General features: G+C 58.3%; 13 protein-coding genes. 2 read left to right on the top strand and 11 right to left on the bottom strand.

Translation table 11 applies throughout. The features are described 5' to 3' along the window. Positions 1-20: 20 nt before the first annotated feature. The 4 genes from frc (AC1D13_RS09425) to oxc form a co-directional block, all read right to left on the bottom strand. The gene (gene frc, locus AC1D13_RS09425; protein WP_477685526.1) at positions 21-1,268 is read right to left on the bottom strand and encodes a formyl-CoA transferase; all 1,248 of its coding nucleotides are present in this window, start codon (positions 1,266-1,268) and stop codon (positions 21-23) included. 127 nt (positions 1,269-1,395) lie between these two features. Continuing rightward, a complete protein-coding gene (locus tag AC1D13_RS09430) occupies positions 1,396-1,842 on the bottom strand; it encodes a PAS domain-containing protein (RefSeq protein ID WP_477689403.1) in 447 nt (148 codons plus the stop codon). A gap of 112 nt (positions 1,843-1,954) precedes the next feature. After that, positions 1,955-3,226, bottom strand: a complete 1,272-nt coding sequence (gene frc, locus AC1D13_RS09435; protein ID WP_477689404.1) for a formyl-CoA transferase — start codon at positions 3,224-3,226, stop codon at positions 1,955-1,957. A gap of 27 nt (positions 3,227-3,253) precedes the next feature. Next, complete coding sequence (gene oxc / locus AC1D13_RS09440; protein WP_457280480.1) at positions 3,254-4,972, bottom strand: oxalyl-CoA decarboxylase; 1,719 nt, start codon at positions 4,970-4,972, stop codon at positions 3,254-3,256. A 265-nt stretch (positions 4,973-5,237) separates the two neighbouring features. Here oxc and AC1D13_RS09445 point away from each other — a divergent pair, with 265 nt between their 5' ends. Beyond that, positions 5,238-5,846, top strand: a complete 609-nt coding sequence (locus AC1D13_RS09445) for a Crp/Fnr family transcriptional regulator (RefSeq protein ID WP_457280975.1) — start codon at positions 5,238-5,240, stop codon at positions 5,844-5,846. A gap of 70 nt (positions 5,847-5,916) precedes the next feature. Here AC1D13_RS09445 and AC1D13_RS09450 read toward each other — a convergent pair whose 3' ends face one another. The 3 genes from AC1D13_RS09450 to AC1D13_RS09460 form a co-directional block, all read right to left on the bottom strand. Continuing rightward, positions 5,917-7,446: a tripartite tricarboxylate transporter permease gene (locus AC1D13_RS09450; RefSeq protein ID WP_457280481.1), complete on the bottom strand. Its 1,530-nt coding sequence runs from the start codon at positions 7,444-7,446 to the stop codon at positions 5,917-5,919. 48 nt (positions 7,447-7,494) lie between these two features. After that, complete coding sequence (locus AC1D13_RS09455; protein ID WP_457280482.1) at positions 7,495-8,016, bottom strand: tripartite tricarboxylate transporter TctB family protein; 522 nt, start codon at positions 8,014-8,016, stop codon at positions 7,495-7,497. A gap of 112 nt (positions 8,017-8,128) precedes the next feature. Further along, entirely contained in the window at positions 8,129-9,151 is a 1,023-nt protein-coding gene (locus AC1D13_RS09460) for a Bug family tripartite tricarboxylate transporter substrate binding protein (protein ID WP_457280483.1), read from the bottom strand. Between the two features lie 313 nt (positions 9,152-9,464). Here AC1D13_RS09460 and AC1D13_RS09465 point away from each other — a divergent pair, with 313 nt between their 5' ends. Next, complete coding sequence (locus tag AC1D13_RS09465) at positions 9,465-10,361, top strand: hypothetical protein (protein WP_457280484.1); 897 nt, start codon at positions 9,465-9,467, stop codon at positions 10,359-10,361. Between the two features lie 135 nt (positions 10,362-10,496). On the opposite strand, the gene AC1D13_RS09470 is transcribed toward AC1D13_RS09465, so the two are convergent. The 4 genes from AC1D13_RS09470 to glxR form a co-directional block, all read right to left on the bottom strand. Next, the gene (locus AC1D13_RS09470) at positions 10,497-11,507 is read right to left on the bottom strand and encodes a 2-dehydropantoate 2-reductase (protein WP_457280485.1); all 1,011 of its coding nucleotides are present in this window, start codon (positions 11,505-11,507) and stop codon (positions 10,497-10,499) included. A gap of 23 nt (positions 11,508-11,530) precedes the next feature. After that, positions 11,531-12,298 carry a fumarylacetoacetate hydrolase family protein gene (locus AC1D13_RS09475; RefSeq protein WP_477689405.1) on the bottom strand — a complete coding sequence of 256 codons (768 nt, stop codon included), beginning with the start codon at positions 12,296-12,298 and terminating at the stop codon, positions 11,531-11,533. A gap of 9 nt (positions 12,299-12,307) precedes the next feature. Then, positions 12,308-12,688 carry an HAD family hydrolase gene (locus tag AC1D13_RS09480; RefSeq protein WP_477689406.1) on the bottom strand — a complete coding sequence of 127 codons (381 nt, stop codon included), beginning with the start codon at positions 12,686-12,688 and terminating at the stop codon, positions 12,308-12,310. A gap of 451 nt (positions 12,689-13,139) precedes the next feature. Then, on the bottom strand, positions 13,140-14,066 hold the full coding sequence (glxR, locus tag AC1D13_RS09485) for a 2-hydroxy-3-oxopropionate reductase (protein WP_477689407.1): 927 nt from the start codon (positions 14,064-14,066) through the stop codon (positions 13,140-13,142). Positions 14,067-14,074 lie beyond the last annotated feature (8 nt).

Raw genomic sequence — 14,074 nt, forward strand, 5'->3', positions numbered from 1 at the left:
GTGGCGTGGGGCTGCCTGACCTAGATGACGCGCTCGGCGCGTAATTCGGCGATGTAATCGGCGCCGTAACCTAGTTGCGTCAATACTTCGTCCGTGTGCTCGCCCAGCAGGGGTGAGCGCGTGACTTCTGTGGCGCTGTCCGACATCTTGATCGGGTTGCCCACGGTGAGGTACTTACCGCGGGTGGGATGATCGACTTCAACAATGGTGCCCGTTTCGCGGAGCCCGGGTTCTTCCGAGATCTCCTTCATCGACAGGATGGGGCCGCAGGGAATGTCGTACTTGTTCAGAATCTCCATGGCCTCGAACTTGGTCTTGGTCATGGTCCATTTCTCGATGCGCGCGAAGATGGGCTTCAAATGCAGCAGCCGGGCCGCCGGCGTCGCGAAAGCTTCGTCGTCAATCCAGCCTTCTTCGCCGATCACCTTGCACACGGCTGGCCACACGGCGCCCTGGGTGATGAAGTAGATATACGCGTTGGGATCGGTCTCCCAGCCTTTGCATTTCAGGATGGAGCCCGGCTGGCCACCGCCGGAGGCATTGCCGGCGCGCGGCACGGCCTCACCGAACTTGCCGTCAGGATACTGTGGGTATTCATGCATGGTGCCGGTGCGCTCCAGGCGCTGCTGGTCGCGCAGTTTGACGCGGCACAGGTTCAGCACCGCATCCTGCATGGGCGCCAGCACTTTCTGCCCGCGCCCCGTGGTGTTGCGTTGATAGAGGGCGGCGACGATGCCCAGGGCAAGGTGCAGGCCGGTTCCGCTGTCACCAATTTGTGCGCCCGTGACCATGGGTGGGCCATCGTCAAACCCGGACGTAGAGGCCGAGCCGCCGGCACACTGGGCAACGTTCTCGTAAACCTTGCAATCTTCGTAGCGGCCCGGGCCAAAGCCCTTGACCGAGGCGACGATCATTCGGGGATTGAGTTTCTGGATGTGTTCCCAGGTGATGCCCATGCGGTCGAGCGCGCCAGGCGCAAAGTTCTCCACCAGCACGTCGCATTCCTTGATCAAAGTGTCCAGAACCTCTTTGCCTTTCGGCTTTTTGGTGTCCAGCGTGATCGAGCGCTTGTTGTGGTTGAGCATGGTGAAGTACAGACTGTCCACACCGGGAATGTCGCGCAGCTGCCCGCGCGTCGCGTCGCCTTCGCCTGCTCGCTCGACCTTGATGACGTCGGCGCCGAACCAGGCCAGCAATTGGGTGCACGTCGGCCCTGATTGGACGTGGGTGAAGTCAAGGATGCGAACGCCGTCTAACGCTTTGCTCATGAAAGTTCCTGCCGGGAAGTTGAAAAATTGGGTGTTTACGCATGGTTTGAGCCATGGCCGAGACATCGTGTGCCCGGTTCACCCCTATGTTAATCACTGCTCCAGTGGTGTGCCTGTACGGTTTGGGTTAGGGTGTATTAACCTGAGGGGCAAGCTGCATCTCAAGCTCCGTCAGGCGCTTTTTCAGGTTGCGCTCCTCGGCAAAGCGGGCTGTTTCATCGCGGATCACCGCGACTATGGCTGAGACCTTGTTGTCCGGGGTATGTAACAGGGCGACGGTAAAGGCAATAGACAGCCCGTGCCCGTCCTTGTGCACGGCCGGCACACGCAGAACGTCGTTGCCATACCGGGTTTTTCCGGTTTCCATGGTCTTGTGATAGCCGTCCCAGTGCCGCTGCTGCTGGCGCTGCGGAATGATGATGTCCAGGGACTTGCCCAAGGCTTCATCTTCCGTGAAACCGAACATGCGCTGGGCCGCTGGGTTCCACAACACGATCGCGCCGCCGGCATCCGAGGCCACAATCGCGTCGCCAACGGCCTCAACAAGCTGTTTCAGGTCGGTTGTTGTTTGCATAGGTCCACTCCTGGTGCTGGCAAATAGGCTGGCTGAGGCTTAAAAAAAACGGCGCTCAAACTGAACGCCGTTTTTTGCGGGCCATCAAGGCCGGTAAGGCAGAAAACTGCGTTTACACCGCTTTTGCAGTGTGCATGGCCGCAATCTGGTCCTTGCTGTAACCGAGTTCAGACAAAACCTCGTCGGTGTGCTCACCCAGCAGGGGCGATGCCGTGACTTCGGGCTTGGTGTCAGAGAACTTGATCGGACTGCCCACGGTGAAGTAGCTACCGCGCACTTTGTGCGGTACTTCCACGATGGAACCACTGGCGCGCAAGGATTTGTCATTCAACAAATCCTTCATCGACAACACGGGCGCGCAGGGAATATCAAACTTGCGGAAGACGTCCACGGCTTCGAACTTGGTTTTGTCAGCGATGAATGCCTCAATCGTGGCGAAGATGTCCATGATGTGCGGCTGGCGTGCTTTGGCCGTGGTGTATGCGGGGTCGGTTTTCCACTCGGGTTTGCCCAGTGCGTCGCAGATCGGTTCCCAGGCGTGACCCTGGACCGTGAAATAGATGTAGGCGTTGGGGTCGGTCTCCCAGCCCTTGCACTTCAAGATCCAGCCGGGTTGTCCGCCACCGCCGGCATTGGCACCACGCGGCACTACGCCGTCTTTGAAGGCTTCCATTTCATGCGGGTATTGCGGGTACTCTTCCAGGTAGCCGAGGTTGTCCAGACGCAACTGGTCGCGCATTTTGACGCGGCACAGGTTGAGCACACTGTCCTGCATGGACACGGCCACTTTTTGACCCTTGCCAGTCTGCTGGCGGCCGATATAGGCCGTCAAAATACCGATGGCCAGGTGCATGCCGGTATTGCTGTCACCCAAAGCGGCAGACGAAATGGTGGGGCCTGAGTTCTCGCCCTTCCAGTAGCCGGTGGTGGACGCTGCGCCGCCTGCGCACTGGGCCACGTTTTCGTAAACCTTCAAGTCTTCGTAGTGGTGGCCGTCAGAGAAACCCTTGACGGATGCCAGAATCATTTTTGGGTTGAGTGACTGGATGTGTTCCCAGGTGAATCCCATACGGTCCAGCGCACCGGGACCAAAATTCTCGACCATCACGTCGGATTCCTTGATGAGCCTCTCCAACACTTCCTTGCCTTCGGGCTTTTTGGTGTCCAACGTCAGGCCGCGCTTGTTGCTGTTGAGCATGGTGAAATACAGCGCGTCAGCGCCTTCGATGTCACGCAACTGGCTTCGGGTAACGTCGCCAGAGCCAGGACGCTCGACCTTGATCACGTCAGCGCCGAACCAGGCCAGCATCTGGGTACAGGCGGGTCCTGCCTGAACGTGGGTGAAGTCGATGATCTTGATGCCGGCGAGTGGTTTGTTGCTCATTTTGATTTCTCCTTAGGATGCTTTGGATTACTTCTTTGCTGCAGCGCTTTGCGGATTCAGACTTGTGATCCGGCCGCTCTCGGTGCCTGCAGTTTCGTCAATGATCGCGTTGATCAGGGTCGGCTTGCCGGACTTGACGGCTTCGTCCAGCGCCTTGGCCAGCTCTGCCGGTGTGTTGGCTAGAACGCCCACGCCGCCGAAAGCCTGCATCATCATTTCGTAGCGTGCATTCTTGACGAAAACGGTGGGTGCCACATCGCCGCCTAGCGGATTGACGTCAGTGCCCTTGTAAATGCCGTTGTTGTTGAAGACGATGACACAAATTGGAAGGTTATAGCGGCAGATGGTTTCTACCTCCATGCCGCTAAAGCCGAAAGCGCTGTCGCCTTCGATGGCAATTACGGGTTTACCCGTAACCACCGCGGCCGCGACGGCAAAGCCCATGCCGATGCCCATGATGCCCCAKGTGCCGACGTCCAGACGCTTGCGGGGCTCATACATGTCGACAATGCTGCGCGCGAAATCCAGGGTGTTCGCGCCTTCGTTCACCACGATGGCGTCGGGACGCGCCTTGACAGCATTGCGGATGACGTTCAGTGCGCTGTGGAAGTTCATCGTGGGCGGATTGAGCGCCAGCGTCGCCGCCATTTTGGACAGGTTCTTGTCCTTGCGTTCGTTGATCCCTTGAGTCCATTCGGCCGGCGGTTTGGCCCAGCTTGAGCCCAGGCCTGCCAGCAGCGCGGAGACGCACGAACCGATGTCGCCGACCAGGGGTGCGGCGATCGGTACGTTGCTGTCCATTTCGGTCGGCGAGATGTCGATCTGGATGAACTGGCGGGTGTCGGCATTCTGGCCGCCCCAGGTCTTGCCTTTACCGTGCGAGAGCAACCAGTTCAAGCGCGCACCGACCAGCATCACCACATCGGCTTCTGCCAGCACGTGAGAGCGGGTGGCCGAAGCCGACTGTGGATGCGTATCCGGCAGCAGGCCTTTGGCCATGGACATCGGCAAATAAGGGATGCCGGTTTTCTCGATCAGGGTGCGGATATCGGCGTCGCACTGCGCATAGGCAGCGCCTTTGCCAAGCACGATCAGCGGGCGTTTGGCGCCCTTGAGCAGGTCCAGTGCGCGTTTGACCGCATCGGGGGCGGGAATCTGGCGCGGTGCGGGATCGACCACCTTGATGAGCGATTTCTTGCCGGCTGCGGCGTCCATCGACTGGCTGAACAGTTTGGCCGGCAGGTCGAGGTAAACGCCGCCGGGACGGCCAGACAGCGCCGAACGGATGGCGCGAGCGATGCCGACACCGATGTCTTCGGCATGGAGGACGCGAAATGCTGCTTTGCACAATGGCTTGGCAATTGCCAGCTGGTCCATTTCCTCGTAGTCGCCTTGCTGAAGGTCGACAATCTCGCGTTCGCTGGAGCCGCTGATGAGGATCATCGGGAAGCAATTGGTCGTTGCATTGGCCAGGGCGGTGAGTCCGTTGAGGAAGCCTGGCGCGGATACCGTCAGGCAAATCCCTGGTTTTTGCGTCAGGAAGCCCGCAGCCGCAGCGGCGTTGCCGGCGTGCTGCTCGTGGCGGAAAGAGATCATGCGGATTCCTTCGGCCTGCGCCTTGCGGGTCAGGTCGGTAATGGGAATGCCGGGCAGGGCGAAGATCGTGTCAATGCCGTTGAGCTTGAGGGCATCGATGACGAGGTGAAAACCGTCGATCTGCTCTGTCGTGGAGGTCGCGTTGGTCATAATGAATGTTTCTTCGTGTGACTTCGATAAAGGTTGAGCAAAGCAGTTGGCTGTGTGTCCCGCCCTGGAAAACGTATTGACCTGAATCAGGGTCTTCCGCGGTGGGTCACGTTGCTTCACTTTTTGCACTCAGGCGGGTCATTTGCACCGTCGAGGTATCATAGGAATCGATTCAGATTTGGCCATTGACCACGGTCAATTTTCGGTGGATTCCCCACCCCGAAAAACCCGCCAATCTGCGTCTCGCTCAATCCTTATTGTCCCCATGTCGTCCATACCAAATCATCCCGAGAGAAACGTCATTCGCGTGCAGTTGGCGCAGAACATTGTTTTGAAGGGGATGACGGCGGAACAGAGTGCAGAATTGGAGTCGCACCTGGTCATTGTTGACGGCCAGAAAGGTGATTCCCTGCTGGAGCAGGGCGTGCACGAAATGGAGCAATATTTCATTCTTGAGGGCATCCTCAAGCGGGTGGTGACCAACGAGCAGGCCAAGGAGATGATTCTTCGCTTTGCCGACGAGCGGGACATGGAAACCAGCTACGCGGCCTGGCGCCTGGGCACCCCCACGCCATACAGCACGGTCTGCGTTACCAAGGTTCGGGTGGCAAAGCTGCCCTTGCCCGAATGGGTGGCTTTCCTGGAGCGGCATCATGAAATCAAGCAGTCGTTCGAGTATTACGTGATGCGCCTGATGAGTGAAATCATGGCCCATACCATCACGCTGCATTTGCTGGATGCACCGGGGCGCGTCAAGCGCTTTCAGCGCAAACATCCGGAGCTGTTTGACCGCATTCCGAAGAAGGAACTGGCGTCTTACCTGAATCTCTCAGCAGAAACCCTTAGCCGGCTTAAACAACGCGGCAAGATCTGACAGGTTCAGCGAAGCGGAAATAAAAAAGCCGGGTGATGTACCCGGCTTTTTTGTGGCTTTTCGCAGGAGGTCAGTCCACCGGCTGTTCTGCCGCGAATTCGCTCTTCTTGGGTGGGCGAATCTTTGCCATGACGCGAGAAATCAATGGCCAGAACAGCAACACCAGGGCCAGCGTGGTGATGCCGCCGACCAGTGGGTTAGACCACATGATGGACATTTCACCTTGCGACACAAGCATGGCCTGGCGGAATGAATCCTCAGCCTTGTCTCCGAGAACCAGTGCCAGAACCAGCGGCGCCAGCGGATAGTCGAGCTTCTTGAAGAGATAGCCGATGACACCGAACAGCATCATGAACCAGATATCCAGCATGGCGTTGTGCACGGTGTAGGCGCCAATCGCGCAGATCACCACAATCACAGGGGCAATGATGGAGAACGGAATGCGCAGGATGGATGCGAACAACGGGACGGTGGTCAGCACAACGATCAGGCCCACCAGGTTACCCAGGTACATACTGGCGATAAGCCCCCAGACGAAGTCCTTCTGTTCAACAAACAGCAGCGGTCCGGGCTGCAGGCCCCAGATCAGCAGGCCGCCGAGCAGCACGGCTGCGGTGGGTGAGCCTGGAATGCCCAGTGCCAGCATGGGGAGCAGGGCGCTGGTGCCGGCGGCATGCGCTGCGGTTTCGGGCGCAATCACGCCTTCGATTTCGCCGGTGCCGAATTTCGAGCCGTTCTTTGACATCTTCTTGGCAAGGCCGTAACTCATGAACGAGGCAGGTGTGGCGCCGCCAGGGGTGATGCCCATCCAGATGCCGATCAGCGAGCTGCGAAGGGACGTCATCCAGTATTTCGGCAACTTCTTCCATGTTTCCAGTACGACCTTGGGGTCGATCTTGGCGCTCTTGCCAGAGAAAGCCAGGCCTTCTTCCATGGACAGCAGGATTTCGCCGATACCGAACAGACCGATCACCGCGATCAGGAAATCGAAACCGCGCATAAGGTCCGGGATGCCGAAGGTCAGGCGCAACTGGCCGGTCACGGTGTCCATCCCAACAGACGCCAGCGCAAAGCCGATCGTCATGGACGCGAGGATCTTGAACGGAGACCCTTTTCCCATGCCCACAAAGCTGCAGAAAGTCAGCAGGTAGACCGCGAAAAACTCGGGAGGGCCGAACTTGAGCGCGAACTTGGCGACGAGTGGCGCCAGGAAGGTGATCATCACCACGGCAACGAAAGCGCCGATAAAAGAGGAGGTGAACGCAGCCGTCAGCGCGGCGCCGGCTTTGCCTTGCTGGGCCATCGGGTAGCCGTCAAAGGTGGTGGCCACCGACCAGGGCTCTCCCGGAATATTGAACAAAATGGAGGTGATCGCACCGCCAAAAAGCGCACCCCAATAGATGCAGGACAGCATGATGATGGCCGAAGTGGGCGACATCGTGAAAGTCAGTGGCAGCAAGATAGCCACACCGTTGGCGCCGCCCAGGCCGGGCAGCACGCCGATCAGCACACCCAGAATGATGCCCACGAACATCAGGACGATGTTCATCGGCGTCAGGATGACGCTGAATCCGTGAAAAAGCGAGTTAAGTTCTTCCATTTCGATATCCGGTAAAAGTTCAGTGGGCTCGTTGTGGGTAGAGGGGGCTCAGTAGCCGAGGAAGCTCAGCGGCTCGAACTGGCCCTTGAACAAGGGAACCTTGAACCAGACCTCGAACATGAAGAAAAAAAGTGCGTTCACAAGGAAGGCTGTGATCACGCTTTTGATCGGGGAAAATTTTCCCAGGATGATCATGAACAGTGCGATGTAAACGGCCGATGCAACGTAGAGGCCTAAAAACTGGACTGCCCCCACGTAAACGATGGCAGGAATCAGGACCGATAAAACGCGTTTGAGCTGTTCGCCGTCGACGAATACTTCGGTATTTTTTTCCTTGCCGAACAGGGTTTGATAAAGGGTGCCGGCGCCTGAAATGCACAGGATGATGCCGATATAAAACGGGAAGTAGCCTGAGCCGGGGCCGTCGCTGGTCCAGCCGGACCCGAGGGCCCAGCTGCCCTGGATGACTATGGCGCCCAGGATGACGATACAGGTGGCGACGATTGCTTCAACGACATAGGTCGCGACGCCCGAGCGGACTTCCGCGCCGGATTCTTGGTTTGGCTCCATGAGCAACTCCGTTGGATTGAGTGCCCTGCACCAGGGCGAACTTGATTGATTGTGGGGCTGGCGCGTGGCCAGCCCGCAGGGGAAAACCCGGCGAACGGGGCTTTCTTGATCGTTACTTCGCGATGAAGCCGGCTTCCTTCATCAGCTCGCGATGGCGCTGTTCAGCGCTGCCCAGCCATTTGCCGAACTCGTCGCCGGACATGGAGGTCTGGTTGAACGCGCCTTTTTCCATGTAGTCTTTCCACTCAGGCGTGTCGCGAATCTTCTTGAGCAGCGTGACGTAGAACTCGAGCTGGTCTTTGGACACACCGGGCGCCATGAAAATGCCGCGCAGCATGGTGTAGTCGGTGGGCACACCGGCTTCCTTGCAAGTCGGGATATCGGCCCACGACTGGGTATCGGTGACCTTGGTCTTGTAAGTCATCCGTTTGTCATCGAAGACGCAGAGGGCCCGGAGCTGGTTGGCGCGCCACTGGGCAACTGCCTCGATCGGATTGTTGACGGAAGAGTCAACGTGTTTTCCGACGAGCTGCACAGCGACTTCACCACCGCCCTTGAAGGGGACATAGATGAATTTGGTGCCGGTGGCCTGCTCAATGCCGACGGTGATAATCTGGTCTTCCTGCTTGGAGCCGGTGCCGCCCATCTTGATTTTGCTGGGGCCTGCGGTTTTCACAGCTGCCAGGTAGTCCTTGGCGGTCTTGGCGGGGTTTTCCGCATTCACCCAAAGAACGAACTGGTCCAGCGCCATCATGGACACGGGGGTCATGTCGCGCCAGTTGAAGGGAACACCGGTTGCCAGTGGCGTGGTGAAGAGGTTGGACAGCGTGATGATGATCTTGTGCGGATTGCCCGTGGCCCCTTTCACCTCGAGGAAACCCTCGGCGCCCGCGCCGCCGGACTTGTTGACGACGATCAGCGGCTCTTTCATCAGCTTGTGCTTGATGACGATACCTTGCATCAGGCGAGCCATCTGATCGGCCCCGCCACCGGTACCTGCTGGTACCACGAACTCCACCGGCTTGGTGGGCTCCCAGGCCGCGTGGGCCGGGAAAGCCGTCAGCGCCGCTGCTGCGATGGCGCATGTCCCTGCTGCAGCCACTTTATTCTTGATGCTCGCAAATCTGGTTTTCATCACGTTGTCTCCTGTATTGGGTAACTCTGTTGTTGGCTGGAATTTCTTTACTGATTCCCTAGCCGAGCATATTGCAGACGTATGGTCTTACCAAGTGGGCCAAAAACTCTTGACAGGGGTCAAGTTTGCGGGATTTTCGAGCCGCTCTAGGGTTTCTCCGGAGCCGCTTCGGCGCTGTATGGCGCGCCTGGATAGCGTATGTCCCTAGGAGGAAAGTGTGACAACGCCGTAACATGAATTTCAGCGGGCTAGCTGATGCTCCGCGTCGAGGTGCGTGACTGGAACCTCACACATGCTTTGAAAGGTAAAAACCATGAAAAACGCATTGTTCCTGGCAGTTCTGTTTTCCTGCGGTGTGACCGCCCAAGCGCAGTCGTGCGAAGGCGGGCTTTACCTTAATCCGCAAGTGATCCGGGGCGAGGGAGCCTCGCAAACCGAAAGTGCCCTGAAAGAACTCGTTGACTTTATCCGTCCCACGGGGCTGTCGGTCACGCCGGTGCTCAACATCCGGGAGACGCAGGATGTTTTGACAGCCGTCAAGAAGCCGGCTCCACCATGCTGGGTCTATGGCAACCCCGTGGTCGGTCTTGCCTCGGGCTATAAGCCGGTGGCTGTCAACATGGACCCGATCCAGTCGGCTGTACTGATTCTGGCTGACATCGGAACGGTCAAGGACGGCAAACCGGTCGAGTTGAAGACGCTCCCTCCCGCTGATCAAGCCAAAGTGCTCGCCAAGCTCAAGGCGACCAGTTGCTTTGGCATGAAAAGCGGTGTGACCACATCGCTCGTAAAAGCCGAGAATTTTTGCGGCACGGTGGTCGAAATATTGCCTCAACAAGGGCTGGGGCAAAGCTACTTGCCGACCAAAGCGGCATTTCATTGGCAAGCGGACCGGTGGGCCGGCCTGATTACCCGGCTACAGAGTGCACAGGCTGCCACCATGAAAAGCCACCACGGTACCGATGAACGCATCCATATGGCGCAACTGGTGATTGTGCCGACCGCCAACGCGAGTTGGGGCTACGGGCTGTACGTTCACCCTAGCGCTCCAGCAGATGTGACCAAAAAAGCGGCTACTCTGTTCGACTCCCTCAAGAACGCAAACCCGCTTCTGTTAAAGGCGTTGGACCTTGGGGCCAAGTTCGATTTCGACACTCCTTCGGACGCAGTGGTTGAGGCTATGAAGAAATCGTTGGCCTTTGGACCTTGAGTCGGATCGTTTTTGAGGCTTGCCGCAGGTCGCGGCAACAAGAAAAACCGTTGTGCGCCGCAGCAATTGGATGAGGCCTGATTGGCTGGCACAGTCCTGTCGGTGCCAAGCCCAAAGCCCGGCGTTACCGGGCAATCAGGCCGCGAGCTGAAGGCGCACCTGTCCGCGCTCTTCGTCCATGGTTTTTGCGAGCAGCTTGACCAGGGCATATACCGTGTCGATGTGCGGCGTTGGTGTTTGCGTAAGGCGTCCCAGTTCGACTACTGAACCCACCAGGGCGTCGATTTCCGGGGCTCGACCGGCTTCGATGTCCTGCAGCATGGATGTTTTGTGCTTGCCCACTTTCTCAGCACCGGCGATGCGCTTGTCCAGCGTGACGCGGAACTCGATGCCCAGTTTGTGCGCGACTTCCTGCGCCTCGCGCATCATGCTGGCAGCCAGTTCGCGTGTCAGCGGATATTGGCAAATGTCCACCAGTGTGGAATGGGCCAGGCTGCTGATGGGGTTGAAAGTGAGATTACCCCAAAGCTTGAGCCAGATCTCCGATCGGATGTTGTCCAAAACGGGCGCCTTGAACCCCGCGTTGCCAAAACATTCTGAAATTCGCGTGACACGTTCGCTGATTGAGCCGTCAAGCTCGCCGACCGGAAAGCGGTCGCCTTCGATATGTTTCACGACACCTGGCGCCACAAGTTCAGAGGCCGGGTAGACGACACAGCCGATGACGCGCTGCGGAGGGATCATTTTTGACAGCGTACCGCTGGGGTCCACGCTATGGACCTGGCTTCCTTCAAACGGGCCACCATGGTTATGGAAGTACCAGTAGGGAATGCCGTTTTGCATGGTGACAACTGTGGTGTCACGCCCAAACAGCTTGGGAAGATCGTTGGCTACAGCCTCTACCTGATGTGCCTTCATGGCCAGGATCACCAGATCCTGCGGGCCGGCTTCTGTGTAGTTGTTGGTCGCCTTGACATTTTCCGCAACGTGTTCGGTGCCATCATGCATGATGAGCTTCATGCCCTTTTTTCGAATGGCGTCCAGGTTGGCGCCCCGTACGATGAAGGTGACGTCCTCACCGGCCAAAGCCAATTTCACACCCACATAACCGCCGATGGCTCCGGCCCCAATGATCGCAATCTTCACACCCGTGCTCCTGGTAAAAAACGTTATTCGAACCGGTTACTGAGCCTGCCGATACCGGCAATCTCCACTTCGATCGTGCTTCCCGGTTTCATGGATCCCACGCCGATTGACGTACCGCACAGGATGATATCGCCTGCATAGAGTGTCATGTCCTGGGATATCAAGCTCACCAGCTGCTTCACTGAAAAGCGCATGTCGCTAATGGGATAGTCCTGGCGGATCTCGCCGTTGAGGATGGTTTTAACCACCAGCTTTTCCGGATCAAGACCGGTGGCTACGACGGGGCCGAAAGGGCAGAAGGTATCCAGCCCTTTGGCGCGTACCCACTGGGCAAACGAGGCATCACGGTTCAGTATGTCGGCGACCGTTACGTCGTTGGCGCAGGTGTAGCCGAACACATGATCCATCGCATCGTGCTCGGGAACCTGCTTGCATGTTTTGCCGATCACGATGCCCAGTTCGCCTTCAAAAACAACCTTGCCATCGCATGGAGGTTTTACGATGATTCCGTTTGGATCCAGGTAGGAGTTCGGCGCCTTGATTAAGTAGAGCGGTTCGGCCGGCACGGCCAGATTGAGCTTTTGACCCAGGGCGTGGAAGTTGTTCCACATCGCGATGACCTTGCTGGGCCGTACCGGCATCAAAAGCTCGACGCTGGCCAGCGGCAACGCCCGGTCTGTGGGTGTCGCACCGGAGAACATGTTGCCCTGGCAAACCCGGATGTTCTCTCCCTCGAGAGTTCCGAAGCCGGTTGAATTGCCTTCCCTGAAACGTAGCCAACGGTTAGACATTCCGGCCCTTCACGTGTACAGCGCACTCGGCGTGAACCGGGGTGCAGGGGTGGTGTTTTTTGGCCGGCTATTGGCTGGCGTGAGTGAATGGTTGGACCAGCCGGCATAAGGAGCCGGGTTTGCCCGGCTGGCGACCATGCTGGCATGGCAGCGGGCCTTGGCCGCTTCGATGGCCTCAACCAGGAAGTCTGCTTCGTAGGCTCGCAGTAGATGCGCCTGCTCGGTCTCCAGATAGGTACGCACGGCATCACGGCCTTGGGCCTGCAATCGGGCATAAGTGGGGGCATCCCAGTGCCAGGTCAAGCCGAGCTCTTCGAATGCGGCGTTGTAGGCGTGGCGGGTCTGATCGGTCCGGTCGGCGGCAGTGTTGTCAAGCGAGGCGTTGAGCATGGAGGTCTCCTTTGATGGGTGGATGCTCTGGGGGCACTTTTCGATGCGCGATGCACCGGGCTTGAGACAACTGTAGAAAGAATGGATGATTAATGATAGTTAAAGTATTTCATATAAATGATTATCTATGAGTTATATATAAATATTGCCCGGCGCGAAGGGTTGTGCTTCACGCAGGTGGGTAAGAGTGCAGTGACTTTCCGGTGCGCCTGCGTGCGGACGCCAATCCCGAGCAAGTGGGGTCAGAAATGGAGGCTGGAGCTTTTTCGGCAGTTCCATCACGGAATGCGATCCGGCCGCACGAGACTTTTTCTTCGACTGGACCAATAACGGGCCCAATGCCGGCTGCATGAGCGGTGCGGAGCGACTTTGGGGACGGTTAACTCCCGGTGCAAACGGGCGCAACGCAAAGACGCCGGATCCCCGCTTGTGCCGCGCGTTCCGGCAACGATCACCCGGCTTGCTGGCCGATCTCGAAGTTGGCCAGTTTCTCCAGTGCACGCACCATGGCAGAGTGGTCCCAGGTTTTGCCACCGTGTGCGACGCAGGAATTGAACAGCTCCTGCGCGGTGGCCGTGTTGGGCAGCGAGATGCCGAGCAGGCGCGCGGTGGAGAGCGCCAGGTTCAAGTCCTTCTGGTGCAGCTCGATGCGAAAACCCGGATCAAACGTGCGCTTGACCATGCGTTCACCATGCACCTCCAGAATCTTCGATGACGCGAAGCCGCCCATCAAGGCTTGGCGTACACGCGCCGGGTCGGCACCGGCGCGGGCGGCAAACAGCAGCGCCTCGGCCACCGCTTCGATGTTGAGCGCCACGATGATCTGGTTGGCCACTTTGGCGGTCTGGCCGTCACCATTGCCGCCAACCAGGGTGATGTTCTTTCCCATCAATTCAAACAGCGGCTTGATGCGTTCAAACACGGCTTCCGGGCCGCCGACCATGATGGACAGCGTCGCATTTTTTGCACCGACTTCGCCGCCGGACACCGGTGCGTCGAGGTAGTCGCAGCCCAGTGTGTTGATTTTCTGCGCAAAGGTTTTGGTGGCTATGGGCGAGATGGAGCTCATGTCGACGACAACCTTGCGTTCACCTGCGTCTGCGGACGAGCCCTTCAGACCGGTTGCAACACCGCCTTCGCTGAACAGCGCAGCCTCCACGTCGGGGGTATCAGGCACCATGATGAAGATGATGTCCGCGCGCTCAGCCACGCCGCGGGCATTTACGCATTGCGTGGCGCTGCCACTGGCAATCGCGTCGGGCATCTTGCCGAGGGTATGGACAAACAGCTGGTGCCCGGCCTTGATCAGATGGCCGGCCATGGGCGTGCCCATGATGCCGAGGCCGACGAAGCCGATTTTCAGGGCGTTGGAGGTCATGTAGAAGT

It is taken from the genome of Polaromonas sp. P1_E12 (assembly GCF_056405975.1).